The sequence below is a fragment of the Hydrocarboniphaga sp. genome, from assembly GCF_965279055.1.
Lineage (GTDB): Bacteria > Pseudomonadota > Gammaproteobacteria > Nevskiales > Nevskiaceae > Hydrocarboniphaga.
Map to the genome: position 1 here is coordinate 1,921,997 of NZ_OZ257125.1, position 26,386 is coordinate 1,948,382.

Annotated in this window: 25 protein-coding genes; 18 read left to right on the forward strand and 7 right to left on the reverse strand. The window is 62.2% G+C overall.

The annotated features are described in order from the left end of the window. Positions 1-87: 87 nt before the first annotated feature. The 15 genes from ACQZF9_RS08705 (at position 88) to ACQZF9_RS08775 (ending at position 14,248) form a co-directional block, all read left to right on the forward strand. Positions 88-1,020, forward strand: a complete 933-nt coding sequence (locus ACQZF9_RS08705) for a VOC family protein (protein ID WP_428312844.1) — start codon at positions 88-90, stop codon at positions 1,018-1,020. Between the two features lie 40 nt (positions 1,021-1,060). Beyond that, the gene (locus tag ACQZF9_RS08710) at positions 1,061-1,930 is read left to right on the forward strand and encodes a fumarylacetoacetate hydrolase family protein (protein WP_428312845.1); all 870 of its coding nucleotides are present in this window, start codon (positions 1,061-1,063) and stop codon (positions 1,928-1,930) included. A 306-nt stretch (positions 1,931-2,236) separates the two neighbouring features. Next, positions 2,237-3,625: a hypothetical protein gene (locus ACQZF9_RS08715; RefSeq protein ID WP_428312846.1), complete on the forward strand. Its 1,389-nt coding sequence runs from the start codon at positions 2,237-2,239 to the stop codon at positions 3,623-3,625. A 118-nt stretch (positions 3,626-3,743) separates the two neighbouring features. Next, entirely contained in the window at positions 3,744-5,195 is a 1,452-nt protein-coding gene (locus tag ACQZF9_RS08720) for an aldehyde dehydrogenase (RefSeq protein WP_428312847.1), read from the forward strand. Between the two features lie 264 nt (positions 5,196-5,459). Beyond that, positions 5,460-7,817: a TonB-dependent receptor gene (locus ACQZF9_RS08725; protein WP_428312848.1), complete on the forward strand. Its 2,358-nt coding sequence runs from the start codon at positions 5,460-5,462 to the stop codon at positions 7,815-7,817. A gap of 395 nt (positions 7,818-8,212) precedes the next feature. Further along, a complete protein-coding gene (locus ACQZF9_RS08730; RefSeq protein WP_428312818.1) occupies positions 8,213-8,710 on the forward strand; it encodes a DUF6644 family protein in 498 nt (165 codons plus the stop codon). A gap of 1 nt (position 8,711) precedes the next feature. Beyond that, entirely contained in the window at positions 8,712-9,200 is a 489-nt protein-coding gene (locus tag ACQZF9_RS08735; RefSeq protein WP_428312849.1) for a DUF6644 family protein, read from the forward strand. 59 nt (positions 9,201-9,259) lie between these two features. Further along, positions 9,260-9,928, forward strand: a complete 669-nt coding sequence (locus ACQZF9_RS08740; protein ID WP_428312850.1) for a cytochrome b — start codon at positions 9,260-9,262, stop codon at positions 9,926-9,928. 55 nt (positions 9,929-9,983) lie between these two features. Next, a complete protein-coding gene (locus ACQZF9_RS08745; protein ID WP_428312851.1) occupies positions 9,984-10,442 on the forward strand; it encodes a DUF6152 family protein in 459 nt (152 codons plus the stop codon). Positions 10,443-10,476: 34 nt separating this feature from the next. After that, positions 10,477-11,016: a nuclear transport factor 2 family protein gene (locus ACQZF9_RS08750; RefSeq protein WP_428312852.1), complete on the forward strand. Its 540-nt coding sequence runs from the start codon at positions 10,477-10,479 to the stop codon at positions 11,014-11,016. Positions 11,017-11,053: 37 nt separating this feature from the next. After that, positions 11,054-11,572, forward strand: a complete 519-nt coding sequence (locus ACQZF9_RS08755; protein ID WP_428312853.1) for a nuclear transport factor 2 family protein — start codon at positions 11,054-11,056, stop codon at positions 11,570-11,572. A gap of 253 nt (positions 11,573-11,825) precedes the next feature. Next, entirely contained in the window at positions 11,826-12,389 is a 564-nt protein-coding gene (locus ACQZF9_RS08760) for an energy transducer TonB (protein WP_428312854.1), read from the forward strand. Positions 12,390-12,421: 32 nt separating this feature from the next. After that, positions 12,422-13,249, forward strand: a complete 828-nt coding sequence (locus tag ACQZF9_RS08765; protein ID WP_428312855.1) for a MotA/TolQ/ExbB proton channel family protein — start codon at positions 12,422-12,424, stop codon at positions 13,247-13,249. 4 nt (positions 13,250-13,253) lie between these two features. Then, on the forward strand, positions 13,254-13,685 hold the full coding sequence (locus ACQZF9_RS08770; RefSeq protein WP_428312856.1) for an ExbD/TolR family protein: 432 nt from the start codon (positions 13,254-13,256) through the stop codon (positions 13,683-13,685). Positions 13,686-13,813: 128 nt separating this feature from the next. Continuing rightward, on the forward strand, positions 13,814-14,248 hold the full coding sequence (locus ACQZF9_RS08775) for an ExbD/TolR family protein (protein WP_428310398.1): 435 nt from the start codon (positions 13,814-13,816) through the stop codon (positions 14,246-14,248). A gap of 113 nt (positions 14,249-14,361) precedes the next feature. On the opposite strand, the gene ACQZF9_RS08780 is transcribed toward ACQZF9_RS08775, so the two are convergent. From ACQZF9_RS08780 to ACQZF9_RS08795, 4 genes are all read right to left on the reverse strand, one after another. Then, positions 14,362-15,003: a glutathione S-transferase family protein gene (locus ACQZF9_RS08780; protein ID WP_428312857.1), complete on the reverse strand. Its 642-nt coding sequence runs from the start codon at positions 15,001-15,003 to the stop codon at positions 14,362-14,364. After that, the gene (locus ACQZF9_RS08785) at positions 15,000-16,520 is read right to left on the reverse strand and encodes a bifunctional 3-(3-hydroxy-phenyl)propionate/3-hydroxycinnamic acid hydroxylase (protein WP_428312858.1); all 1,521 of its coding nucleotides are present in this window, start codon (positions 16,518-16,520) and stop codon (positions 15,000-15,002) included. Before ACQZF9_RS08785 ends, ACQZF9_RS08780 begins: the two co-directional genes overlap by 4 nt. A gap of 180 nt (positions 16,521-16,700) precedes the next feature. Then, a complete protein-coding gene (locus ACQZF9_RS08790; RefSeq protein WP_428312859.1) occupies positions 16,701-17,585 on the reverse strand; it encodes an acetoacetate decarboxylase family protein in 885 nt (294 codons plus the stop codon). A 254-nt stretch (positions 17,586-17,839) separates the two neighbouring features. Then, positions 17,840-18,769: a VOC family protein gene (locus tag ACQZF9_RS08795; protein WP_428312860.1), complete on the reverse strand. Its 930-nt coding sequence runs from the start codon at positions 18,767-18,769 to the stop codon at positions 17,840-17,842. A 97-nt stretch (positions 18,770-18,866) separates the two neighbouring features. Between ACQZF9_RS08795 and ACQZF9_RS08800 the strand changes: the two genes are divergently transcribed. Beyond that, positions 18,867-19,643 carry a TetR/AcrR family transcriptional regulator gene (locus ACQZF9_RS08800; protein WP_428312861.1) on the forward strand — a complete coding sequence of 259 codons (777 nt, stop codon included), beginning with the start codon at positions 18,867-18,869 and terminating at the stop codon, positions 19,641-19,643. Here the strand turns inward: ACQZF9_RS08800 and ACQZF9_RS08805 are convergent. The 3 genes from ACQZF9_RS08805 to ACQZF9_RS08815 are packed head-to-tail and all read right to left on the reverse strand — an operon-like array spanning position 19,640 to position 21,842. Beyond that, the gene (locus ACQZF9_RS08805) at positions 19,640-20,206 is read right to left on the reverse strand and encodes a YceI family protein (protein ID WP_428312862.1); all 567 of its coding nucleotides are present in this window, start codon (positions 20,204-20,206) and stop codon (positions 19,640-19,642) included. The genes ACQZF9_RS08800 and ACQZF9_RS08805 overlap by 4 nt on opposite strands. Beyond that, positions 20,203-21,102, reverse strand: coding sequence for a hypothetical protein (locus tag ACQZF9_RS08810; protein ID WP_428312863.1), 900 nt, complete (start codon positions 21,100-21,102; stop codon positions 20,203-20,205). The genes ACQZF9_RS08805 and ACQZF9_RS08810 overlap by 4 nt, the downstream gene beginning before the upstream one ends. Positions 21,103-21,116: 14 nt before the next feature. Next, positions 21,117-21,842: a hypothetical protein gene (locus ACQZF9_RS08815; protein WP_428312864.1), complete on the reverse strand. Its 726-nt coding sequence runs from the start codon at positions 21,840-21,842 to the stop codon at positions 21,117-21,119. Between the two features lie 689 nt (positions 21,843-22,531). Here ACQZF9_RS08815 and ACQZF9_RS08820 point away from each other — a divergent pair. After that, positions 22,532-25,504, forward strand: a complete 2,973-nt coding sequence (locus tag ACQZF9_RS08820) for a molybdopterin-dependent oxidoreductase (RefSeq protein ID WP_428312865.1) — start codon at positions 22,532-22,534, stop codon at positions 25,502-25,504. A 1-nt stretch (position 25,505) separates the two neighbouring features. Further along, entirely contained in the window at positions 25,506-26,363 is an 858-nt protein-coding gene (locus ACQZF9_RS08825) for a 4Fe-4S dicluster domain-containing protein (protein ID WP_428312866.1), read from the forward strand. The last annotated feature ends 23 nt before the right edge of the window (positions 26,364-26,386 follow it).

The window sequence follows — 26,386 nt, forward strand, 5'->3', positions numbered from 1 at the left end:
TTTTCATATTGACAGTATAGTTCAATATGTGAACTAATGGCCGCCTAAAACGAGGGCGGTCCAGCCGCCTGGACCCGAGGAGAGATGATGGGAGTTGTTGCTCAGGACATCGCGTATGTCCGGTATGCCGCCCCGGATCTGGAGCGCATGGAAGTCTTCCTGCGTGATTTCGGGCTTACGCGAGTGCTGCGCACCGAGCGGGCCCTGTACATGCGTGGCATCGGCCCCGAGCCCTTTGTGCATGTGACGGAGCTGGGCGAGGCGGCCGCGCTGGGCTTTGGCCTCAAGGCGGCGAGTGTGGACGACCTCCAGCGGCTCGCGGCGCTAAGGGGCGTCGACGTGCATGACAGCGACGAACCGGCCGGTGGCCAGCGCGTCACACTGGTTGATCCGGATGGATTCCGTGTCGATTTCGTATGGGGTGCCACGCCGCATGCGGCGCTGCCGGCGAAACCAGCCGAAGCGCTCAACAGTACCGGCATGCGGCGCCGCCTGAATACCAAGCAACGCTTCCAGAGCGGTCCGTCGCACGTGATGCGCCTGGGTCATGTGGTGTTGAAGGTCCGCGACTTTGGTGCATCGCAGGCGTTCTACAGTTCCGTCTTCGGCATGCGCGCTGCCGCCAGCTACTACGCGAATGATCCGGCTCAGACGCTGATGGCGTTCATGCGCTGTGGCCTGGGCCAGACATTTACCGATCACCACACCCTGGGAATTCACGAGGTTCCGAACAGCCGCGGCATCGAGCACAGCGCGTTCGAGGTTGTCGACTGGGATGATCTGTGTGTCGGCAACACGCACCTGACGCAGAAAGGCTACGAGCATTCCTGGGGCATTGGCCGCCACCTCGAAGGCAGCCAGATCTTCGACTACTGGCGTGATCCGTTTGGCAACAAGATCGAGCACTGGACCGATGGTGATTCGATCAACGACGACTATCACGCGGCTCACTCTCAGCTGAATCCGGATGACGCGTCGCAGTGGTCACCGCCGCTGCCGCCTAATCTATTTCCGAACTAAGCCCCACCTCCCCATTTTCTACAGACAGGCTCATTGACTGATGAAACTCGCAACGTTTACCCATGCCGGCAAAACCCGTATTGGCAAGATCATCGACGATCGCATCATCGATCTATCGGCGGCGGCGCCCGATCTGCCCACCGACATGGTGGACTTTCTGGTTGCCGGTAAAGAGGCCATGGCGGCGGCCGCGCGTGTCGTCGAAGGTCCCTCACTTTCGCTCAACGAAGTCAAGCTGGAGGCTCCGGTGCTGAGGCCGCGCAAGTTTCTGGCAGTAGGCTTCAACTTCCACGACCATGTCGAGGAAGTGCTGAAGGTGAAGCCGGACATGCAGCTGCCGAAAGTGCCGGTGTTCTTCAACAAGCAGGTGACGTCGATCAACGCGCCTTATGGCAGCATCGATCTGCCGAGCGTGTCCAAGGAATTGGACTACGAGGTGGAGCTGGCGGTCGTGATCGGCAAGCGTTGCCGGCATGTATCCGCTGAAAACGCGCTTGAGGTGATCGCCGGCTACTGCGTCTGCAACGACGTCAGCGTTCGCGACTGGCAGCTGGCCTCGCCGACAACGACGATGGGCAAGAGCTTCGACACGCATGGTCCGATCGGCCCGTGGATCACGACGCCGGACGAGACCGGCCCCGTCGAGTCGCTGTGGATGCGAACCTGGGTCAACGGCGAAGTTCGCCAGGACGGCAGCATGAGCACGATGGTGCACAGCATCGGCCGTCAGATCGAATACCTCTCGGGCGCCTTTACGCTGGAGCCGGGCGACATCATTGCCACCGGCACGGTGGCCGGTGTCGGCGTGCTGATGAATCCGCAGACCTTCCTGAAGGAAGGCGACGTCGTGCGCGTCGAGGTCGAGAAGCTGGGGCATCTCGAACATACCGTCGTGCGCGAGCGCGTCTGAGCAAAGGGGGACATCGGTCGGGACTGCCGCCCCCGACCGAGCTGGTTCCAGGAGCGTTAGCCGACACCGTCGGTGGCGAGGTACTTCCCAAGCCGAGCGTTCGCAAGGCATTTTCGGCCCGCAAGCTCAGGAGTGCCGCGCACGCATTCCTTGCTTGTCGGCCCGGCCCCACTGCAATGCCACCGCGCGCCGACATCGTCGAATTTTACGATTCTTTACGCTTTGTCTGAGCGTTCTTAACCTTGGTGATCGCTAGCCTGACGTGCCGCGTAACTACCATGCAGCATCGGAGAGAGTGACCTCGCCATGCTGGATTCTGAACTGCTATTTACCCATGCCGAACGCATTCGCGCTAGCGCGATGCTGGGGCAGACGGGCCAATTGCCCAAGCTTTTCGACTACTTCGTCGAATGCGCCAGCGCCGGTCGCGTCCCGAAGGAAATCGAACTGGCGGTCGAAGTGTTCGGAAAAAAGGCAGACTTCGAGACCGGGCAGGATGCGGTGGTGCGCGTCTACATCCACAAACTGCGTCGCAAGCTGGACGATTACTACGCGAGCCTGGGACATCAGGAGTCGCAGAAGCTGACGATCCCGAAAGGCGATTACCGCCTGGTCATGGAGTCGCGTTCGCTGGCGCAGGCGCCGCAGCTTGCCGATATGCCAGCCAGCCAGACGGATGATGATGGCGTGTTGCCGGCGATGCTCCCTGCGCCGCCGCCGACGGTGCCGCCACCGACGCATCCAGCCGTGGCGACAGTGCCGCCGAGGCGTTACTGGCTGCCGTGGGCGATCGGCGCTATCGCTGCCTTGCTGGTCGTCAACATCGCGCTATTGCTGTATGGATATTCGTTGTTCCCGGCCGGCGATCGCGAGCTCACGCGCGTGCAGCACAGCGCGCTCTGGCGTGGGCTGCTGGAAGATGACAAGCCGGTGTACGTGGCGGTCGGCGACTACTACATCTTTGGCGAGCTGGATGCCGATGGCATGGAGGTGGGCCGCCTGGTCCGCGAGTTCAACATCAACTCCCGGGCCGACCTCGAACAGCATCTGAAGAACAATCCGCGGCTCGCAGACCGCTACATGGACCTCGGCTTGCAGTACCTGCCGATCTCCATCGCCTATGCCCTGGACAGCGTGCTGCCGCTGCTCGGCCACAAGAAGGGCAAGGTGCAGATGATCCTCGCCTCCGAGCTGACGCCGGAGATCTTGAAATCGGCCCACGTCATCTATATCGGCCTTTTGAGTGGCATGGGCCTTCCCGGGGAGCTGGCATTCAAGTACTCGCGTTTCCAGATCGGCCATTCGTTCGATGAGCTGGTCGACAAGAAAACGCAGCAGCACTACATGAGTGAAGCGGGCATTACCTACGAATCCGGAGGTCGCAACACGTATCGCGACTACGGCTACTTTTCGACTTTCCTGGGGCCATCCGGAAATCGGCTCGTCGTCATTTCGGGTACGCGGGACGTCGCCGTCATGCATGTCGCCGAGGCACTGTCGCACCGCGACGGTGTCGACGAACTGTCGAAACAGGCGGCCGCCGGCGGCAGTTTCGAGGCGCTCTACGCAGTGGAGGCGATCGACCGCACCAATCTCAACGGCCACCTGTTGCTGGCCAGTGATATCCGCAGCGACGCTTCACCGGGGGTGCAGGCGACGACCGTGGTCGCCGGTGCCATGACGAGTCCGCACTAGCCGCATTTGCTGCACTGCAATCCCCGGTGAAACCGATGAACATCTTGCGCATTCGTATAAACTTGGACTTAAGTGTCAGTATGAGATAGTCCACTTGGAATCTGGAGGAGAACGAATCATGCGTAACATCGGCTTGTTGATTGGCGGTCGTGACGTGGCGGCTGCGAATGGCGGCACTTTCGAGCGGCATAACCCGATAAGCGGGGAAGTCGTTTCTCGTGTCGCTGCAGCGACGCTGGAAGATGCGGACGCGGCGGTGGCGGCGGCCAAGGCCGCGTTTCCGGCCTGGTCGGCGACCACGCCGTCCGAACGCCGCGCCCGCCTTCTGAAAGCGGCGGACCTGCTCGAAGCGCGGACTCCCGAGTTCATCGAAATCGGGATATCCGAAACGGGCGCGGTGGCGGGCTGGTACGGCTTCAACGTTGCGCTGGCCGCCAATATCCTGCGCGAGGCCGCAAGTCTGACCACGCAGATCGGCGGCGAGGTGATTCCATCGAACGTGCCGGGCAGTTTCGCGATGGGCATTCGTCAGCCTGCCGGCGTCGTGCTCGGCATCGCGCCGTGGAATGCGCCGGTCATTCTCGGCACGCGCGCCATCGCGATGCCGCTGGCCTGCGGCAACACGGTCGTGCTCAAGGGCTCCGAGCAGACGCCGGGCGTGCATCGCCTGATCGGCACGGTGCTACAAGCGGCGGGTCTCGGTGATGGTGTCGTCAACGTCGTCCTCAACGCACCGGCCGATGCCGCGAAGCTGGTCGAACGCCTGATCGCCAATCCGGCGGTGCGCCGTGTCAACTTCACCGGCTCCACGCACGTCGGCCGCATCGTCGGCGAGCTGTCGGCGCGTTACCTCAAGCCCGCCGTTCTGGAGCTTGGCGGAAAAAACCCGCTGATCGTGCTCGACGATGCCGATATCGATGCCGCGGTCGAGGCCGCTGCGTTCAGCGCGTTCATGAACCAGGGACAGATCTGCATGGCGGCGGGTCGCGTCATCGTCGACAGCAAAGTGGCGGACAGCTTCGTCGCCAAGCTGGCTGCCAAGGCTGCGACGCTGAAGGTCGGGGATCCGGCTGATTCCTCATCGGTTCTGGGCTCGCTGATCAGCGTCGAATCAGGCGCTCGCAGCCTTGAACTGATTAGGGATGCGGTCGCCAAGGGTGCGCGGGTCGTCGCCGGTGGCGGGGTTGAGCAAGCGTTGATGCAGGCCACGGTCGTCGACAGGGTCGATCCCAGCATGCGCCTCTATCAGGAAGAGGCCTTCAGCAACGTTGTCAGCATCGTCCGCGTCGAAGATGAAGATGCCGCGGTACGCATGGCCAATGACAGCGAATATGGCCTCTCGGCTGCTGTTTTCACGCGAGATATTGCCCGTGGGTTGGCGGTAGCTAAGCGCATCGAATCCGGCATCTGCCACGTCAACGGGCCTACCGTGCATGACGAGGCGCAGATGCCGTTCGGTGGCGTCAAGTCCAGCGGTTACGGCCGATTCGGTGGCAGGGCTTCAATCGCCGAATTCACTGAGCTGCGGTGGATCACGGTGCAGTCTGGCCCTCGGCACTATCCGATCTAGCGGCGGGGTGGGCACCACTCGGTGCCTGCTGCCAGGACTCTCTTTCTAAGCCAACTCCAGCTTTATCCTGATCGCTCGCGAGCCGGTTCCCGCGGGTGACGATGTCGACGCATTGCGGTCGCGACTGGAAAAATTATGGATGTCGTATAGAACATAAAAGTCACATTGACAGTTCCGTACAGAATGATGTCAAATGTGATGGTGCGAAAAGCACGACGCCAGAGGTGATCTCGCTCTGGAAATATAAAAATGGAGGAGAGCGATATGTCGGAACGTAAGCATCTTGTGTCGTCACTAAGGCTGTTGGCAGGCGGTTTGGGAATCAGTTCAGCGCTGGCCGTGACCGGCTTCAGCTATGCCCAAGCCGAAGAAGTGCCGGCGTCACCGGTACCGGCGACGCAGCAAAACGATGGTCTCCCTGAAAAGGCGCCGACACCGTCGGCGCAGCAAAGCGAGGGCGGGCTCGAGGAGATCATTGTTACGGCCGAGCGCCGGTCGAGCGATGTGCAGAAGACGGCTACCGCCGTCAGCGTGCGCAGCGGTGAGGATTTGCTGGAGCAGGGCAAGACGACGGTCAGGCAAATCCTGGAAGACATCCCCGCGGTCGTCGTCAATGAAAACCAGGGAACGTTTGTCGCCGGATCTGATACTGCTGGAAACAACGTTGTCATCCGCGGGATTCAAGCCAACAATCCCGGTGGTAGCAACACTTCGCCACCGCCTCCGACAACCGCCATATACACCGACGGTGTCTATGAAGGCATCGGTGGCGGCTACGATCTGGACCGGGTCGAAGTCCTGCGCGGGCCACAAGGCACGCTCTATGGGCGCAGTGCGACTTCGGGCGTTGTTTCCACGTACAACAAGAACCCGACTTTCGACCGCTACTCGATGGATGGCACGGCGGAGTTCGGCAGCTACGCGCTGCAGCACTATACCGGCGCTGTCAACGTGCCGGTCAGTGATACGTTCGCGGTGCGCATCGCGGCAGATGAGTATTTGCGCGATGGTTACGATTCGGACGTTGGCGGCTCGTACGAAAGGAATTCCGCGCGTCTGAAGATGTTGTTCAAGCCGAGCGAAGATCTCTCCGTTCTGTTCGGTGCTGCGTACCAGAAAAACCATACGCACACGGGCGGTGAGTCAGGCAAGCTCACTGACGCCAACACCTTCGATTACGTTGCTGTTCCGGTGCGCGGCGGCCAGAACACCTTCGACCAGTACTGGCTGGACATCAACTGGAACCTGGGGCCGGCGACGCTCACGTATCTCCCGTCGCTGCGTCGCTGGGACCAAAACGCGCAGGTCTATCAGGACGGTCCGGGTGGCGGTGGTTTGAATCAGAGCGTGAAGACACCGTTCGATCAATTCCAGACCCACGAGTTGCATCTCGCCTCGAACGACGATGGTGCGATCAAGTGGTTGTTCGGCGGCTTTTACTACGACAACCGTCTACGCAGCACCAACGACATCCGCTGGGATTCGTCAGGTGGTCTGCTGAATCACACAGAGACTGAGAAGGAAACGAGCAATACCGGCGTCTTCGGCGAGGTGACGTATTCGTTTCTCGATAGATGGCGGCTCACGGGCGGCCTGCGGTACGACTACACCAACGTACAGACCGTCCAGGACTACACGAATAACCTGAATTATGCCTGCAATACGCCAATCGCCAGTGGCACCGAGGACTGTCCGGCTGGGCCTCCCAATTCGCCCGCCGCCGGTACCGACGCCAATGGTCAGGAGAACAATTCCACGCTGTCACTGACCGGCGAAGATGGAACGCGCCGTTTCTACAACACGACGTACAAGCTGCGACTTGAGCACGACCTGACCGACTCCAATCTGCTGTACACGATGGTGTCGACAGGCTTCCTTCCGGGCGACGTGCAGGTCACTGCTACTTCGGCGAACCAACCGGTCGCGAGCGAGTACGGAACCGAGTCGCTCACCGCATACGAGTTCGGTAGCAAGAACCGCTTTCTTGAGAACCGGCTGCAGCTCAATGGCTCTGCGTTCTTTTACGACTACGGCGGATTCCGGACTTCCATCAGGCCGGATCCGACGAATCCCGGTACGCAGATCTTGGTGACGGTTCCGGTCAAGGTTCTGGGTGCCGAGCTGGAGATGTTGTACCAGCTCACGCCGCGAGACCTGCTCAGCTTGAATTACAGCTACGCGGATGCCTATGTCCACGACGCAGAACCGTTGTATACGGACAACGTTGCTGAAAAGCACGACCTGCCGGGCGCGGTACCACACACGTTCAATACGGCGTACACCCACACTTTCCCGTTACCGGGTGGCTCGGCGCTCGACTTCCGCGCCGACGCACATTACCGGTCGTCCCATATGCTCGACAACGTCAGCGCTGGTCTCGGCGACGCTGGCCTCAAGTTCACCAGTGTTGGCGGTGAGTGGACGGGCAACCTGAGCAGCACCTGGCTCTCAAGCGAGGGCAAGTACAGCGTCACGGGCTATGTGCGCAACGTCACCGACAACCGCTACAAGACGTACGTGCAGCTGCAAAGCCTGCCGAATGATTTCAATCCTGATCCGGTTGCCACCGGTACACAGTATGACCCGCGCACCTTTGGCATCGTGCTGTCGGCGCGGTACTAAAAGCGATCAGGCTGATGTGTAAAGCGAAGGACCGTAAGCACCAGAGAGCGTAATTCGAGATGAACTGAAGTAGTTCCGTTTGAGTTCTCCGTCCATGGTGAGTCTTTCAAACCATGGACGGAGAACGCTGCGTTGTCGAGGGTCGGTCGGCGTCGCCTGAAAACGCGTGTTTGATGTCGTGTGAAGTATCAAACCATAGTGAGACTTACCTAAAAAATCAAAGTCGAATTTGGTGGTGAGCAGAGGCCGGGCCAGAGACGATTTCGATCTGGATCTATAAAGACAAGATGTGTGGAGAGCGAGATGAGCCTTGCTGACGATGTGGCGCGCGCGGACTGCAGCCGGCGGCGTCCCTGCCTGCAGATGTCGAATCCGAGTTTTCTGTAGAGATCACCATGTCACTTGAGAGCATTTCCGGCTGGTTGGCGACGACGCCGGCGAGTCTGACGTTTCAGACCATTACGTGGGTGATTCCCACGGTGCAGACGCTGCATATCCTGGCGATTGCCGTGGTGATTTCCGCGATCCTGATGATGGACCTGCGGGTGCTGGGTCTGGCGATGTCGGGCCAGCCGACGGCGGCGGTGGCGCATCGTTTCCTGCCGTGGGTGTGGTGCACGGTGGTCGTGCTGCTGATCTCGGGTGCGATCCTGATTGTCGCCGAGCCGGGCCGTTCGCTGCCGAACTCGACCTTCCAGCTCAAGATGGTCCTGCTGATTGCCGTGCTGCTGGTGACGGCGGTGTTCCAGCAGGGGCTGCGCCGCGATCCGCTGTTCTGGGAACGCAACGCCGCGCTTCGCCTCGGCGGGCGGCTGCTCGCCGTGGTGTCGCTGTTCCTGTGGGTCGGCATCGTCTTCGCCGGCCGCTGGATCGCCTACAGCATGGAGGGCTGACATGTCCCTTCAGACGCTTTTCACCGCGTTGGAAAACTCCGGCCTGGGCACCGCGGTGCGCGAGAGCACGATCCTGTTCCCGGCGATCGAATGCCTGCATGTGCTGATGATCGCGGTCATGGTCGGCACGATTGCGATCGTCGATCTGCGCCTGCTCGGCATCGCCTCACGCACGCGCTCGGTGAGTGAACTGCTGGACGAGGTGCTGCCGTTCACGCGCGGCGCCTTCGTCGGCGCGCTCATCACTGGCGGGCTGCTGTTTGCCTCGCACGCGAGCGACTACGTCGGCAAGTGGCCGTTCCAGGCGAAGATGGCGCTGCTGCTGCTGGCGATGATCAACATCGTGGTGTTCCACCGCATCTTCGGACGCGACGTCGCCAGCCTCGACCAGGGCCAGCGGCCGCCGTTGTCGGTCCGGCTCAGCGGCGGCCTGTCTCTGGCGCTGTGGATCGGGGTCGTCGCCACCGGCCGCTGGATCGGCTTTGTTTAGGCCGAACCTCAATGGTGGCGCCGAAGGTTTCGGGCGTCGACTCTACCGAGTGACCAACGATGCCTAGCAATCTGCCGCACACCGCATCGCCGACGCTTGAGCCCGCGTCGTCGTCGGCGACCGCGCGAGGCATGCTGCGTTACACCCGTCCGGCGATGATCCTGCACTGGCTGATGGCGGTCCTGATCGTCTGCGGGCTGATCCTGGGCCTGAGCATGGTCGAGTTGCCGGTCAGCCCGAAGAAATTGCAGTGGTACAGCTATCACAAGTGGCTCGGGATAACGACGCTGTGTCTGGCGTGTCTGCGGCTGTTGTGGCGAATAAGCCACGCGCCGCCGCCGGCGCCCGCTGGCATGCCGTTGTGGCAGAAGCTCGCCGCATCATGGGCGCACTGGGCGCTGTACCTGCTGATATTCGCAATACCGCTGTCGGGCTGGATGTTCAGCTCGGCGTCCGGGTTCCCCGTCGTCTATCTCGGCATCAAGGCCTTGCGATTGCCCGATCTCGTGGACAGGAGCAAAGAGCTGGCGCAGTTGCTGCGCTGGGTTCACGCCTGGTTGAACTATGCGCTGCTGGTACTGCTGCTCGCGCATGTGGCGGCGGCGTTCAAGCATCACTGCTTCGACCGTGACGAGGTGCTGTGGCGCATGACGCCGATACCGTTTCGCGGGCGTGGTGCAGGCGCAAGTACGCTGAAGCGACCCGCGGCCGATATCCTTGAAGATTGACTCTACGCTCGGGGTTTTTGGCTTGAGACGAAATTTTATGTTCGGAGAAAAGTATATGCGTATCAGTATTCATTCAGCCCTGTTGTCGGCGACGCTGCTTTGCGTGTATGCAGTTCCGTCCTGGGCACATCACTCCTTCGCAGCGTATGACCTGAGTACGACCAAGAAGGTCAGCGGGACGATGAAGGAATTCGACTGGAATGCACCGCACTCGACGGTGACGGTGGTCTATTCGGACGAGAAAGGGCAGACGGCCGAGGTGACGGTGATCACCACGGCGCCGAACGCCATCGTGCGCCAGGGCTTCAAATCGGATGACTTCAAAGCCGGAAGCAAGGTCGATATTTCATGGCATCCGAACCGCAACGGTGTGGCCGGCGGCGAACTGGTTGAATTGAAGCTCGATGACGGCCGCGCGCTGCACGGCGCGACCTTTGGCCCGCCGCCGGGTGGCGGCCCGCCGCCGGGCGGTGGGGTGCCGCCCGGCGCCAGCCCGCCCGCGCCGCCGAAGTGAGCGGCGTCGTGTCTCGCCTCGATGAGAACCAGCAATGAAATTGATGAACATGACCGGTTCGCTCCGTCTGCTCGGCGCGATTCTGATGATGTCGGTGTTGGCTCCCGCTTGCATGACCGATGCGATCGCGGCGACGACGACCGAGAAGGCCAATAAGAAACTGGTCGTGGAGTTTTACGCCGCGCTCAACAAGGCCGAGGCCGCAGGCACGCTGAAGCAGGATATCGGCGCGATCGCGGATCGGTTTCTGCAACCGGACTACCTGCAGCACAGCGGCAGGATGGCAGCGTTCGGATCGGGCCGCGATGGCTTCCTGAAGCTGTTTCAGCAGATGCCGGACATGCCACGCAATCCAAATGCGAAGCCGCCGGCGACCGTTGCCGTCATGGCGGAAGGGGACAAGGTGATGCTGCTGACCAGCCGCGACGCGCCCCCGGGATCGCCAGACCGCACGATTTTCACTTTCAACATGTTCCGCGTACGTGACGGCAAGCTGTCCGAGCACTGGGAAGAAGTCTCACCGGTGATGCCCGCCGGTCCGGGTGCTCCCGCGACGCCGCCTGTCACCCACTGATGCTGCGCCTGGCAAATGTCGGACTCATGAGGAGAGCATGAAGGCTCACTATTGTTTCTCATTGGCGGCGGCAGGCTTGCTGTCGGTCAGCGGAGTATTGGCGCAGGAACGCGTCGTAGGCGCCAATGATCCGGACGCGCTGTTTCATAGCCACGATCCCAAATTGGATGCCAACAAGCAGATCGTTTATCACATCTACAAAGACATTCTCGAAGGCAGCAATGTCAAAGCGCTGGACCAGTATCTGAGCGCACGCTACATCCAGCACAACCCGAACATTCCCTCCGGGCATGATGGGCTCAGGAAGATGTTGAGCATGGTGAAACCCAAGCCGGCGTCCGAGAAACTTTCGGCGCATGTGGTTTCCGTCGTGGCTGAAGGCGACTACGTCGTCGTCGCCACCGTGCAGCCGCTGCCCGATCCGAGAAATCCCGGCAAGACCTACACCACGACCCATTTCGACATGTGGCGCATTCAGGACGGCAAGGCCGACGAGCATTGGGACGAAGCGCAGCTTGGACCGCCGCCGGGTGCTACGCCGTCTTCTGCTCAATAGGGGTTCGCCACGCGTCGGGTCCCGCGGTCACATGCCGGTTGCAGTTGAGCGGTCTGTGGTGAACGGCGGAAATCGCAAATGGTTTTTGCTTGCCTCAGGCGATCAGTGTCAACGGAGCTGTCGTGTCGGACCGGAGTTCACGCGCGATTCGCGTGTTTGGCGTTCCGGCGTTTCCATCTGATTCGGAGGTTTCGTGGAGTTCGGAGAGCAGCAGAATTCAGGCCGTCGTGTAGTTGGTTTGCTTGGTGTCTTGGTGTTTCACGTGCTGCTGGTCTGGGGGCTGGTGAATGGTCTGGCGCGCAAGGCGATCGAGCTGCTGCCGGCGCCGATCGAAACCAAGATCCTCGACGAAGTGAAGCAGGAGGAACTGCCGCCGCCACCGCCACCGCCGCCGCAGCTCGACATTCCGCCGCCGCCGTTCGTGCCGCCGCCGGAAATCAACATCGCCAGCGCGCCGCCGCCGGTCAACACCATCACCACGACCACGGTGGCGCCGCCGCCATCGGCACCGGTCGCCGCGCCGCGCGCGCCCAGCGTCAGCAAGGCGCCGGTGGTCAAGGCCAAGGCCTGCAAGGAGCCGGATTATCCGGCGGTGTCGGAACGTCTCGGCGAAACCGGCTCGGTGACCTTGCAGTTGCTGGTCGGCGTCGACGGCAAGGTCACCGACAGCAAGGTCGAAAAATCCAGCGGATTCGATCGCCTGGACAAGGCGGCGCAGCAGGCGTTGTCGCGTTGCAAGTTCGAGCCCGGCATCGTCGACGGTGCGCCAGCGCCGGCCTGGGCGCAGCTCAAATACACGTTCCGCAAGCAGGACTGATCGGTCTAATGAAGTACATCTGGAGGATGGATATGTCGTTCGTCAAAACGCTGAAGCAGTCGCTGGCCGGAGCCGCCCTGGTGGTGTTGTCGAGCACGGTGTTCGCACAGGACCCGGCGCCTGCCGCGCCGACAACGGAAGTCGCCGCCCCGGCCGAAGCGCCGCTGGCCGAAGCGAAAACCGAGAGTGTCGAAAACCCCTACGGCATCGGCGCGCTGTGGAAGCAGGGCGACTTCGTCGCGCGCTTCGTGCTGATCTCGATGCTGATCATGTCGGGTGCGACCTGGTACATCATGATCGTCAAGTTCATCGACCAGACCAAGCTGATGGGCCAGGCGAAAGCCGCCAACGCGACGTTCTGGAAAGCCCGCTCGGTGCCCGATGGCGTCAACTCTCTGGCCGCCGGCAGCCCGTTCTGGTACATCGCCGATCGCGGAGTGTCGGCACAGAACCACCACGAAGGCACGCTCGTCGAGCAGATCGACCTGAGCAGCTGGGTGACGATGAGCATCAACCGCGCCGTGGATGAAATCCAGTCGCGCCTGCAGGGTGGCCTCGCGGTGCTCGCCACGGTCGGTTCCACCGCGCCCTTCGTCGGCCTGTTCGGCACGGTCTGGGGCATCTACCACGCCTTGACCGCGATCGGCATCAGCGGCCAGGCCTCGATCGACAAGGTCGCCGGTCCTGTGGGCGAAGCGCTGATCATGACCGCCATCGGTCTGGCGGTCGCCGTCCCGGCGGTCATGGGCTACAACTGGCTGGTACGTCGCAACAAGGCCGGCATGGAAGCGGTCCGCGCGTTCTCGGCCGACCTGCACAGCGTGCTGCTGTCGGGCTCACGCGTCGGCGACAAGGCCTGATCCGATGGGCATGAACATCGGCAGTGAAGGATCGGGAGACGAAGACGAAGTCGTCTCCGCGATCAACACCACGCCGCTGGTGGACGTGATGCTGGTGCTGCTGATCATCTTCCTGATCACGATCCCGGTGGTGACGCAGACGATCCCGGTGAAGCTGCCGAACGAGCGCAACCAGGCGCTTCAAACCAAGCCCGAGAACATCACGATCGTGGTGGACAAGGAAGCGAACATGTACTGGAACACGCAGGCGATCCCGGACGTGAACACCCTCCTTGAAAAGCTCAAGGTCGAGGCGGTGAAAGTGCCGCAGCCGGAAGTGCACATCCGCGGCGACCAGACCGCGCGCTACCAGGCGATCGGCACGGTGATGGTCACCTGCCAGCGAGCGGGCATCGCCAAGATCGGCTTCATCACCGAACCGCCGCCGCGAGGCTGAAGCCAACACGAACCCCCGTCATTCCCGCGAAGGCGGGAATCCAGAGACGGTAAGGCGCGGCTCTCTGCCCACTGGATTCCCGCCTTCGCGGGAATGACAGGTTGAAGCCAACAAATGGAGCGGCAACGATGGGAATGAACCTAGGAAGCGGCAGCGGCTCCGGAGATCCGGAAGTCGTGGTCGACGTCAACACCACGCCGCTGATCGACGTGATGCTGGTGCTGCTGGTGATGCTGATCATCACGATCCCGATCCAGACGCATGCGGTGAAGCTGGATATGCCCAGCGCCAACCCGCCGGCGAGCGACGCGCCGCCGCCGCCGGCGGTGGACCTGGAGATCGACTTCGACGGCACGGTGCTGTGGAACGGCACACCGATGGACCGCGGCACGCTGGACGCGAACTTCCGCCGCGAAGGCGAAGCCGGCGAGAACCAGAGCGAATTCCATATCCGCCCGAACAAGCTGGTCGAGTACAAGTACGTCGCCGCGGTCCTCGCCTCGGCCCAACGTCACGGCGTGACCAAGATCGGTCTCGTCGGTAACGAACAATTCATGCAGTAGGCGCGGGCAGAGACACCTACGCGAGGCCGGCCGAGCGCAAGCAACACTCGTGTCCGATCGTATCCGGCGATCCGGATTCAAGGTGCCGACGGCCGAAGCGCCGCCGTGTCGTATCAGGTCGGACGGCGCAATGGCGGGATTTCCTGGCCTTCTGCGCGCAGGGCGCGCTGCACGGCCGGGCGTGCGAGCATGTTGTCGAGGTGAGTCTGAAGGCGATCGGGCAGGGCGATCCCGACATGCAGTGACCACAGTTCGAGATAGAACAAGGCGCTATCCGCAATTGAATAGGACGAAATCACCCAGCGCTCGCTCTGGCTGAGCGCGCTGCCCAGCAGCGAGAAGCCCTGCTCGATGAATTCGCGACCTTGCTTGCGCACCGTGTCGTGGTCTTCGGCCCGCGGCGAGTAATAGGCAGGACGGAAGATGCGGGTAAAGCCTTCCTTGTGAATGCCGCCGACGCAGAAGTCGAGGACTTCGTGCATGCGGGCTTCGGACTGCGCATCGACCGGCAGCAGCTGCGCATCCGGATGGCAGCGCGCCAGCCAATGGGCGATGGCGCCGTACTCGGTCAGCACCGAGCCATCATCCCTCAGCAACGTCGGAACCTTGCCCTTGGGATTGATCGCCAGAAACGCCGGTTTGCGTGTGTCACCGGCCTGCATCGACAAGGCCTGAAGCTCGTGCGGAATCCCGATCTCCTCGAGCAGGACGTGTATGCCGACGGAGCAGCCGCCCGGAGCGTAGTAGAGCTTCATGCCTGGGCCTCCTCTGCCGATTCTGAGGGTGAGACGGTCGAGCTCTCCAGTGCCAGCTTCAGCGCCCGAACCAGCTCTCCGGAATCACCCGCGCCAAAGACGTGGCGATCCGGGCGAACGATGACCGATGTGACTTGATGTTTGCTCAGCCAGGCGTCGACGGTGCCTTCGTCACGCGCATCCGTTCCCCAATGCACGATGCGCAGGCCGGGTACCGGGGCGCCCGCATAAGCCTGATTTGTCAGCAGCCAGAAGCCATCGCCGAGCAGCGTGTCGAGGCGCCCTGCCGTCCCATCCGCCAAGCTGGCCTGCGGCTGCGGGAACAGCTGCCCCGCCGCCAGCGTCTTGCTGAAAATTCCGCCGCTGAGGCCTGGCAGCCTGATCCCTTCGCGGGCCGCGCCGGCGCTTTGCACGGCCAGCATCTCGGCATCGCGCCGCGCCGCCACTTCAGGATCGAGCGTACAGATCGTGCGGCCGAGGCTGATGGCCAATTCGATGACGTGCCGAACGTGCGGCTCTCGCTCGAGCTGGTAGGAATCGAGCGTCGCCAGGCCTGCCTGGCCCCGCAGCACGGCGGCGAGCTTCCACGCCAGATTCGCCGCATCGCGAATGCCCGCACACATGCCCTGCCCGAGGAACGGAGGCATCTGGTGCGCGGCGTCACCCGCCAGCAGCGTCGACCCGACACGCCAGCGCCGCGCGACCAGACCGTGAAAGCGATAGACCGCCCGACGGACGACTTCGACTTTTTCCGGCGCGATGAAGGGACGCAGCAGTTCGCTGATCTGGACGTCGGCCAACATCGCCTCGCGCTCTTCGCCGGGCCGCAACATGAACTCCCAGCGGCGCCGGCCGGCACCCAAAGGAACCTCGGTGACGGGCCTTTGCGGGTCGCAGATCTGGCGGGTATGGGGACTAAGCCCCGACTCGTCCGATACCTTGGTGTCGATCGCCAGCCAGCGCTCCTCGAAGCCGTAGTCGAACAAGCTCACGCCCAGCGCCTTGCGTATCCTGCTCGATCCGCCGTCGCAGCCCACCATGAACCGAGCCTGGACCTGGTAGGGATTGCCGTATGCATCGCGACACAGCGCGACGATACCCGTTTCGTCATTGCTGACGATGTGCTCGAACGCGTGACCCAGTCGCGTCTCGACGCTGCCGAGCTCCGCGATGCGTTCGCGCAGTACGGCTTCAATCGCCGGCTGATAGAACAGGTAGGAGTCCCAGCCGGCCGTGCTGTCGCGGCTTTCGAAACGCAGCAGTGTCCGCCCTTGCGCATTTACAAATTCATACGTGCTGCCATCCTGTGTGTGTGGCAACACTTTCTCTGCAATGCCGAGTTGTTGGAAGGTGCGCATGATCTCGGCGTCGAAGACCACCGCGCGCGGCTGCGGATAAACAGCAGGCTCGCGCTCGATGGCGATGACCCGAATGCCCGCCTGGCCGAGCAGTGCCGCCAATACGTCGCCCACGGGTCCCAGGCCGACGATCAATACCTCGGTTTCCTTCAGCTGCACAGGATTCTCCTCTCCAGAAGGAATGGACGTGTCCGAACGCGGAGCGGTTCACTGCGGGAACAACGTCGCGAGCCTGCCTGCCAGTCGTACCGCATCTGCGCCCAAGCCTGATGCAAGTGCGAGCGGCAGGGGCCAATTACGATGGCGCCACTACGCGGAGCGGCCCGCCGGGTCTGTTGGTCAAGCCGGATCGACGGGACGCATCGTCGTGGCGGACACCGCGATGCCGGGCGCCGAAAACTCGATCATCTCCGCGCCCACATACTCGATGATGTTGAGGTCTGCCATTCCGTTGACCACATGAAACGTGGTCGGCAGCTGCTCGAACTTCGCACGGTGCCAGTTGACCGAACCGCTTTCGGCTTTCCATTTCCTGAAGTTGGCATCGCCGAACTTGATCGGCGCCGCGTCGAGCGGCATGCCCGGCAGGGGCTGCGAACTCGTGACGTAGGCGACATCGGCACCCGCGCCGACGCCCGTCCGCGGCATGTACTTGTAGAACATCGCCGGACCGCCATTGCCGGGTAGCGTCTTGTCCCCCTGTACTTCGCTGAGGCCGTTCAGCGAAATATCGAAGAACTTGAAGTCGAACCACGATGCCTCGGCAGACACCGCCCCGGTCGCTTCGTCGACTTTCAGGTCGGGCATGTCTGCGAACAGCTTCGGGAAACCGAGTTCTTCACGGCCCGTCATGATCGCGTCCGGCCTGCCTTCCCACAGCACCGGGCAGAAATGCCCGCTGATGGTTTCAGACTTGCCGGTATAGACCACCGGAAAGTCGACGAACAGGATTCCATAGCCACGGCCGGCCAACCAGTAGAGATTCTTGAAGTGAGACAAGGACACCGCGACGATCGGTTCGCCGCGGATCTCGAAACCCGGCGGCAGCAGTTTTTCCATCTTGGCGCGGTCGGTACGGTAGTAAACCGTCGTCCACTGACAGTTCATCGTGCCGGTCTCGGCCGGCAGCCAGGGCGTACCGTCGGGCTTCTGCCGCGGTCCGGGTGCAGGACCGAAGACGGCGGGCATGCGGTAACGAACGCCGGGTTTGAATTCAAAGCTCATCGTGTTCTCCTCAGATGGAAATGGGCGATCGATTTGCGCTCGCCGCCCGGATGCTCACCGCTATACGCTTGACCCGGGAATGAGCTTGAGCATCGATGTCCAAGCTTCGTTACCGGACCTACGCTTTTTGAATCACCGCCTGCTTCGGGTGGCCAGGTCCACCGACCTGGATGCCCATCCGGTCGTCCGCCTTCAGCAAGCGCTGCGAGCTCATCCATGCTCTGCTCGGAAAACGAATCGACACCGGTGCAGGCTTACAACATGAAGTCCGGGCCCATTTCAGGAGCCCATTGAGCCAGGGCGTTCGGTCCGATCGGCGCATAGCCACCGGCGTACTGTTCGTTGATCAGATCACCGTCGGTCCAGTGCTCGATCTTGTTGCCGAAGGGATCGCGCCAGTAGTCGAACACCTGGCTGCCCTGGATATGGCGACCGATGCCCCAGGAGTGCTTGTGGCCGCGGGCGTGCAGGTAGTGGTGTCCCGCCATCAGATCGTCCCAATCCAGCACTTCAAACGCGCAATGCTCGAATCCCGTCCCTCCGGCAATCAGGGCGACGGTGTGATGGTCGGTGTACTCGGATCCCAGGTCGCAGCGCAGAAAGGCAGCGATACGATTTTCCGGAGTGCCGGCGAAATATCCGTCGGCGACACGCAAGCCGAAGTTCTCCGAATAGAACTGCAGTGAAGGTTCGAGGCTCGGAACCTTCAGCACCACGTGCCCGAGCCGCATCACATGCGACGAACCGTCGCCCGGACGCTGCGTGCCGCCCAAGCGGCGCAACTCGCCGGAGTTGTTGAGCTGCAGCGGCGCGCGCAGGGAAGACGCCGGTGGCGGGGCAGGCGCATGGCCCCAGATGACGTCGACCTGCAAGCCCTGCGGGTCCACCAGCCGAACGTGATATCCGCCACCAGGTTCGACATTGTCCTGAACAGCGGTGTCGTGAGCGGTAGCCAGCTGTTCGAGGTCGGACAGGCTCTGCGCGAGCAGGCCGAAGCCCAAAACCTTCGGCTCTTCGATCCGCTCGGTAACGTGCACGAACGGCTGCGGCCCGAAGCCGCGCATGTAGAGCCGGTCGGCCGTACGCAGTGCTGTGCTCAAGCCGAAATCCGTCAGAAAGCGCTCCATGACATCCAGATCCGGAGCGCCGAAACGAACGTAGGCAACGTCCTGAACTTTGATCATCTTTTCTCCGAGCCACATAGCGGGCCGCCGGTCATTGTATCCCAACTTGTACAGAAATGTCAGTATGAATAATCGGTACAGCTTCACGGAGAAGGTCATGCTTGACACAGATGTCAAACTAAACAAAAATTTACAGTCGCGTCTTCAACCAACGGCTCAACTCATGATGGCCAGAAAAATCGTCAAGAAAAAAAGTCTGGCCGAAAAAACCACTGCTCCTACCGAAGTGGAGGAAACCAACCACCGGACACGAGTCGGCCGCATCCGCCGCGAGAAGACCCGCTTGAAAATCATCGAGGCCGCGGCGATCGTTTTCGCCAAGGCCGGTGCCGACGGTGCGGTGATCGACGACTTCATTCGCGCCGCCGGCGTATCGCGCGGCACGTTCTACAACCACTTCGACACAACCCCGGCATTGCTGGACGCGACCATCGACTGGATGGCGGACGACATCACCCAAGCGATAGACCCGCACGTCAAGGGCATCAAGGACGACGCGTATCGGCTGGCCACCGCGATGCGGCTGTATTTGCGTTGGGCCGCTTCCGATCCCAAGTGGTCAGCCTTCATGGCCAAGATCCCGCATATCGGACCGTTTGCCGAGCGCCAGGTGCGACGTGATATCCAGGGAGGCGTGCGGTCGGGCGACTTCAACGTGCCGCATTTCGAGGCAGCGCATGATCTGCTGGTCGGTACGTCATACCAGACGATACAACGCATCGCCGCCAGCCCCGGGCAGGCGGTTTCTACGGACGATGCGGTGCGCGTGATTTTGCGCGGCCTCGGCGCGACCGAAAAGAAAATCAACGAGATCATGCGCAAGCCGCTGCCGCCGTTCATGCCGCCCGAGACCAGCAGCAAGCTGTTCCGTTAGCTTGCCTGCGGCACCACGATGCGAAATTTCACCTGGACCTGATCGGCGACCGTGTCCTTCCATAGCGGATCGCCGATTCCGAAGTAGGCACGGGAGATCGGCACCGCGCCGGCAAATACGCGCGTCTTGCCTTCGGTCTTCAATGTCACCGGAACCTTGAGAACCTGCGACTTGCCTTTCAGGCTGAGCTTGCCGGTGGCTTCAAGCTTGCCGTCTCCCAGCGACTTCAGGCTGAGCGCATCGAAGCTGGCCTTCGGGAACTGCGCGCTGTCGAACCACTCCTTCTTGCGCACCTCGGCGTTGTAGCTTTCGTCGCCGATGTCGAAGCTGGTCATGTCGATCTCGATGTGCGCCGTGGAATTGCCTGGCGCCGCGTCGTCGTAGCTGATCGTTCCGGTGAATTTCGTGAACGGCGCATCGACCGGCACGTTGAATTGCGAGAATTCGACGCTGAGCGTGCTCTTGCCGCGATCCAGCGAAACGCCGGCCGCTGCCATCACGGCACCCGTCACGAAAACAACGCCGAATGCCGTTCTTCTTATCACTGCGTTCCAGCCCCTCATCGCAGATTCTCCTTGGGCTCGGGAACCAGGCCGTAGCTCGATACGCCACCCGGCGCGCCGATTTGGTATTCGCAGTTGTATTCGTTGAAGATGTTCTTGTCGGGGCGCCATGCGAAGGTGCGCACGAACGATACCGGCGCGGTGTAGATCTCGGGGTCGTCGAGCGTGGAAACGATCTCCAGCTTGGGAACGCCGTACTCGATTTTGCGGATGCGGAAGGTCCAGTGCGCATTCTTCGAAGCAGGCGTGCCGTCGACGTCGATCCAGGTGGGCCACTTGTAGCCGATCGTATCGACGACCAAGGTATTGCCGTCCCAATGCCCGACAGAGTCGCCCATGTAGGCATTCGACTTGCGGTGCGGCTGATTCAGGCGAATCGTCCAGATGCCGTGGTATTCCTGGAACACGATCGCGATGTCGTTCTTCGTCTGATAGATCTGGAATGGGAAGTTGAGGTCGTACTGCCAGTGCTGTCCCGGCGGAAGGCAGGCGGCCGAGGCATTGGAATACGGCGTTCCGTCCTGGTAAGTGGCTTTGACGCGGTCATCCAGTATGCGCCGGCCCTTTTTCGTGAACGGCAGCTTGTTGCCGTACATGTCGGTGGCGTTGCGGAAAACCAAAGGCTGGTCGTGGAACCAGGCGCCCTCGAGATTTTTCGGATCGGCCGGGGGCTTGGGCGCATCCGGCGGCAGCGGTGGCAGGTAGTCGGGAAGCAGGGTGGGGTCGATTCCCGCAAGGTCATCGGGCGTCACTCCCTGGCGTGGCGCTGCACCCTGCGGAGGCGCAGCGCCCGGTGGCGGAGCCGCGCCCGGCGGTGGCTGTGCGTTCGAGAGCCCGGCATGAGCCAGGCAAATCACGAACACGAATGATCTGATGGTGCTGAAGCGAAGCGTCATGGCGCGGTTTCCTATCACGGTGATGACGGACCAAGCGGTGGCGGTACACCGGCTCTGTTGTCCAGGCACACGTCTTCCAAGAATGGGAACAGGGCATCCGACTGACGCTTGTAGGTCAGGACCGCGTCCCAGCTGCGGCTGAAAATCTCCGGATCCTTGATGGTGATGCGATCTTCGAGCGTGGCGCTGTCGCGCAGGCGGATGCGTTCGACCAGTTCCAGCTTCTCGCTATTCGGTATCAGCCCGTCCAGCAGCTTTCGCTCGGAAAGGTCATACGACTCCACCACCAGCGTCGCACCTTCCCAGCGGCCAAAACTTTGACCGTTCATGGTCGCCGTATCCAGCTTCTCGCGCTTACCAGGACGCATCTCGATCTGGCGAAACAGGCGGTTCCACTCGAACAGCATGGTGACGATCTGGGGGCGCTGATAAATCCGGATCAGCTTGGGCGTCAGCATCAACCGCGGCAGGCCCGGTGACGAGCATCGGGTGGTCGTGGCGTCGAAGCTGTAGTCCTTGCGGGCGGCGGCGGCGAGGTTTTTTTCATACTGCGCGCGACCGCCGTCAGTGAACGGTAGCTTCTTGCCATCGACCGGCTGAAGTTCGGACTGCGCAGGCGACAATTTCCACACGCCGTCCAGGCTGGACTCGGCGGCGTGGGCGTTGATCGCGGGCAGGGCGAGCAGCATCAAAGCGAGCAGCGCCCGATGTGGGGCGAACAGCCGCGACTTCGTCTTCATGAGGCTCTCCAGGGGCGCGCTGCCCGGCGCCGGCCGGTTGGGAGCGATGGGAGCGGCGCCCGGCGACGGTCCGCAGTATGCGGCGCTGTGCATTTCACGACGGTCTTCCCGCTGCAACCGCAACAGCGCTTGACCGACGAGACTGCGGCGACTCAAGGGCGGCCGATAGCGCGACCCGGCGGTTACCTGTACGCATTGTTTTCTCCACTGGTTCGTCCAACCGTGCGGGGCAAATCTGTACCAGCGCCGCGTACGAAAGCGGCGAGGAATGGGCCGGCGACGCCGGGCAATCGATGCCATGCGCCGCGCCGTGCCTTTGAGAAAGCCATCGTGTCTCCTCCAAAACCTGTGCGCCTGTTTTCGACGTTCTTGCGCCGCGCATCGTCCCATATTGGATATCGATTTGTACTATCATGTCAATATGAATCGGATACGGTCGCGCTGACCATCGTCGGCCGGATCGAAAGACGACATGCATGAGCCATGGGAGAGTCGATGAAGTTGTCACGACAGAGTTGCGGCGCGGGCTTTCACCTCGACCCGTGCGTCGGGAGCCTGGAATCGATCGCGATGCGCAATTGGCCGCGCCGCCGGGCCAGCCTGCTCTCCGGCGCGTCACTTGAGGTGAAATCCCTGCGTCTGGATGCCGGCGGTGTCGCGGGCCGCTGTTCGTGCAGGGGGATACCGTCATGAAGCGGCTGATTGTTCGCGTCATCCTGTTCGCGCTGACGCCGATGCTCAAGCGCACCGCGGCGAAACATCCGGAGTTTCGTGCGGCGCTCAAGAAATACGACTTTGTCGCGCAGATCAAGCTCAAGGACGGCAGCGTCGGTCGTACCTACACCATCCGTGAAGGCAGCATCGAGTCGACGTCGTCACTGGCGGGCCCGGCCGACGTGCAGATGATCTTCCACGACGTGGACACGGCGCTGAGCATGCTCAAGCCGAACGCGGACATGGCCGAGGTCGTGCACGCGGCCAAGAACTTCAAAGTGCTGGTGCTCGGCCGCAACGAGCTCGTGGTCGCGTTCATGCAGCTCCTGAACCGCTCGCAGACCGTGCAGTTGACGCAGGGCACGACGACGCCGGACGGTTGTGCGCGTTTCACCACCAACACCAATGCCGGCCCGCTCTTCATCTACGTCAAGGACGGCCGCATCGTGCGCGTCACGCCGATCGAGCTGGAGGCGGGCGATGCGTCCAGCTGGACGATCGAGGCGCGCGGCCGGCAGTTCACGCCCGAGCGCCGCACCACGGTCGCGCCGCATGGCTTGGCGCTCAAGTCCACGGTGTATTCGGAGCAGCGGCTGCAGTATCCGATGAAGCGCGTGGATTTCGATCCCAAGGGCGAACGCAATCCCCAGAATCGTGGCAAATCAGGCTACGTGCGCATCTCCTGGGACGAGGCGCTGAGCATCGTCACCGACGAGATCAAACGCCAGAAGCAAGTTCACGGCCCCGGTTCCATCGCGATCCAGACCGGCTCTCATCACCAGTGGGGCAACGTCGGTTACTACCTGTCCGCGTTGCTGCGCTTCGGCAACCTGATCGGTTTCACTCGCGTGCATCCGAATCCGGACAGCTGGGAGGGCTGGTACTGGGGTGCGCAGCACCACTTCGGCAACAGCATGCGCGTCGGTATCGCCGGTAACTACGGCACGACCGAAGACTGCCTGAAAAACGCCGAGATGATGGTGTTCTGGTCGAGCGACCCGGAGAGCACCAACGGTGCCTATGCCGCATACGAGGGGACACAGCGGCGGCTGTGGGCCAAGCAGCTGGGCATCGAGTTCGTGCACATCGATCCTCACTTCAACCCGACGGCGCAGCTGCTCGGCGGCAAATGGTTTCCGATCAAGCCGACCACCGATCCGGCGCTGGCGATCGCGATCATGTACGTGTGGATCACGGAAGAACTCTACGACAGGGACTACGTCGCCAACCGCACCACCGGCTTCGACGAATGGCGCGCCTACGTGCTGGGCGAGTCGGACGGCGTGCCCAAGACACCCGAATGGCAGCAGCTGGAAACGGGCATTCCGGCGCGCGAAGTACGCGCGCTGGCGCGCAAGTGGGGCACGAAAAAAACCTACCTCGCCGTGGGCGCTGCCGGCGGCGGATTCGGCGGGGCCTGCCGCTCGGCCACCGGCGCGCAGTGGGCGCGCTGCATGGTCATGCTGATGGCCATGCGCGGCTGGGGTAAGCCGGGCATCAACTTCGGCAATCTCACCACCGATGCGCCCGTGGACCTGGCCTTCTATTTCCCCGGCTATGCCGACGGCGGCATTTCCGGCGATCTGGCCTGGACGGCAGCGGCCGTCAACAACTACACGCGCATGCCGCATGTGCTGTCGATGAATCCGGTGAAGCAGATCGTGCCGCGCCAGCGTCTGCCGGAAGCCATCATGGAAGGCTCGGCCTCGGGCTATTTGTGGGACGGTACCTCCACCGAGGCCCAGTTCGCGCCATTCACGTACCCGATGGCCGGCTATTCGCCGATCCGCATGTTGTACCGCTACGGCACCTCGACGTTCAGCACCATCGTCAACTCCTCTCGCTGGGAAAAGATGTACCAGCACGAGAGCCTGGAATTCGTCGTTTGCCAGGCGATCTGGAACGAGGGCGATGCGCAGTTCGCGGATATCATTCTGCCCGCCTGCACGCAGCTCGAACGGACCGATATCAGCGAGTGGTGCAATCCGGGTGGCTATCTGCCACACGGGTTCAACCATCTCAACCATCGCGTGGTCGTGATGCAGCACAAGTGCATCGAGCCGCTCGGTGAATCCAAGTCCGACTACCAGATCTTCCTCGACATCCTGACGCGGATGGGCCTGGGGGCGATCTTCTCCGAGGGCTGCAGCGAGCTGGACTGGTGCAAGCGCGTTTTCGATTCCTCGGATCTGCCGAAGCACATTTCCTGGAGCGATTTCCTCAAGAAGGGTTATTACGTGGTCGCGCCGGCTGCAGACGGCGCGCGTCCGCCGGTCACGATGCGCTGGTTCGCGGAAGGACGGCACAAGGACGAGCCTGAACCCGCGCCGCTGCCTTCGCAGTACTCGGGTGAATTCGGACTGGGTCTACCGACGCAGAGTGGCAAATTCGAGTTCATACCGCAAACACTCACGCGTGTGGATCCCAAGGGCCTCAGCTTGCGCCCACCGCTGAATCGCTACATCCCGGCATGGGAGGGCGCCCATAGTACCGAGCTGGTGCGACGCTACCCGCTGCCGCTGATCACCTCGCACACGCGCTACAGCTTCCACACCCAGGCCGACGGCAAGAACAGCTTCCTGAACAATGTCGAAGACCATCGCGTGCTGATCGATGGACATCACTACTGGCTGTTGCGGGTCCATCCGCACGACGCCGCCGAGCGCGGTATCACCCATCATGACCTGATCAAGGTGTTCAACGACCGCGGCATCGTGATCTGCGCTGCGGATGTCTCGCCGCTGGTGGCGCGCGGTGTGGTCAAGAGCTTCGAGTCCAGTGCCGTCTACGCGGTGCGCATCATCAACGGTGAGCGCGTGGACTTCGGCGGCTGCATGAATACGCTGACGCCGGGCCGCTCGCAGTCACCCGACACCGAATCAATGGCGCCGAACTCCTGCCTGGTGCAGATAGAAAGATGGACCACTCCGATGCCCGAGGCTGCCTGAAATGGATAAGTGGAATCTGATCATCGATGTCGCTCTGTGCGAAAACTGCAACAACTGCGCGCTGGCGGCGAAAGACGAGCATGTCGGTAATGACTTTCCCGGCTATTCGGCGCCGCATGAGTCCAGTGGCGAGAGCGTGGTCAAGATCCACCGCAAGGTGCGCGGCAGCGGCAGCCAGGTGGATGCGGCCTACCTGCCGAGCCTGTGCAACCACTGCGATGACGCGCCCTGCGTGAAGGCGGGCGGCGGTGCGGTGCGCAAGCGCGATGACGGCATCGTGATCATCGATCCGCTCAAGGCAAAGGGTCGTCGCGATCTGGTGGATGCCTGCCCCTACCACGCCATCGTATGGAACGAGGAGCAGCAGCTGCCGCAGACCTGGATCTTCGACGCGCATCTGCTGGACCAGGGCTGGAAGGTGCCGCGCTGCGTCCAGGTGTGCCCGACACGGGCCATGGAGGCAGTAAAACTGTCGGACCAGGCGATGGCGCGCCGCGCGAGCACCGAGCAGCTCGCCGTGCTGCGGCCGGAGCTCGGCACGCGGCCTCGTGTGTACTACCAGAACCTATACCGCTATTCGCACTGTTTCGTCGGCGGCGAAGTGTGCGCCCTCGTCAACGGGGTTGAAGAGTGCGTCGAGGACGCCAAGGTAAGCCTGAGCCGGGACGGAGCGGCAGCGATGCAATCGCGAACGGGTGCCTTCGGGGAATTCCGCTTCGACGGCCTCTTGCCCGAAAGCGGCGAGTACGAGATCACGGTCGATCATCCCCTCCACGGCGCCGCCACGGCACGCGTGCAACTGGGCGCTCAGAGTGTGAGCCTGGAGGCCATCAGGCTCGGCCCCGTCGCCGGCGAATAGAGTCGCGCATCTCCGACGATCCA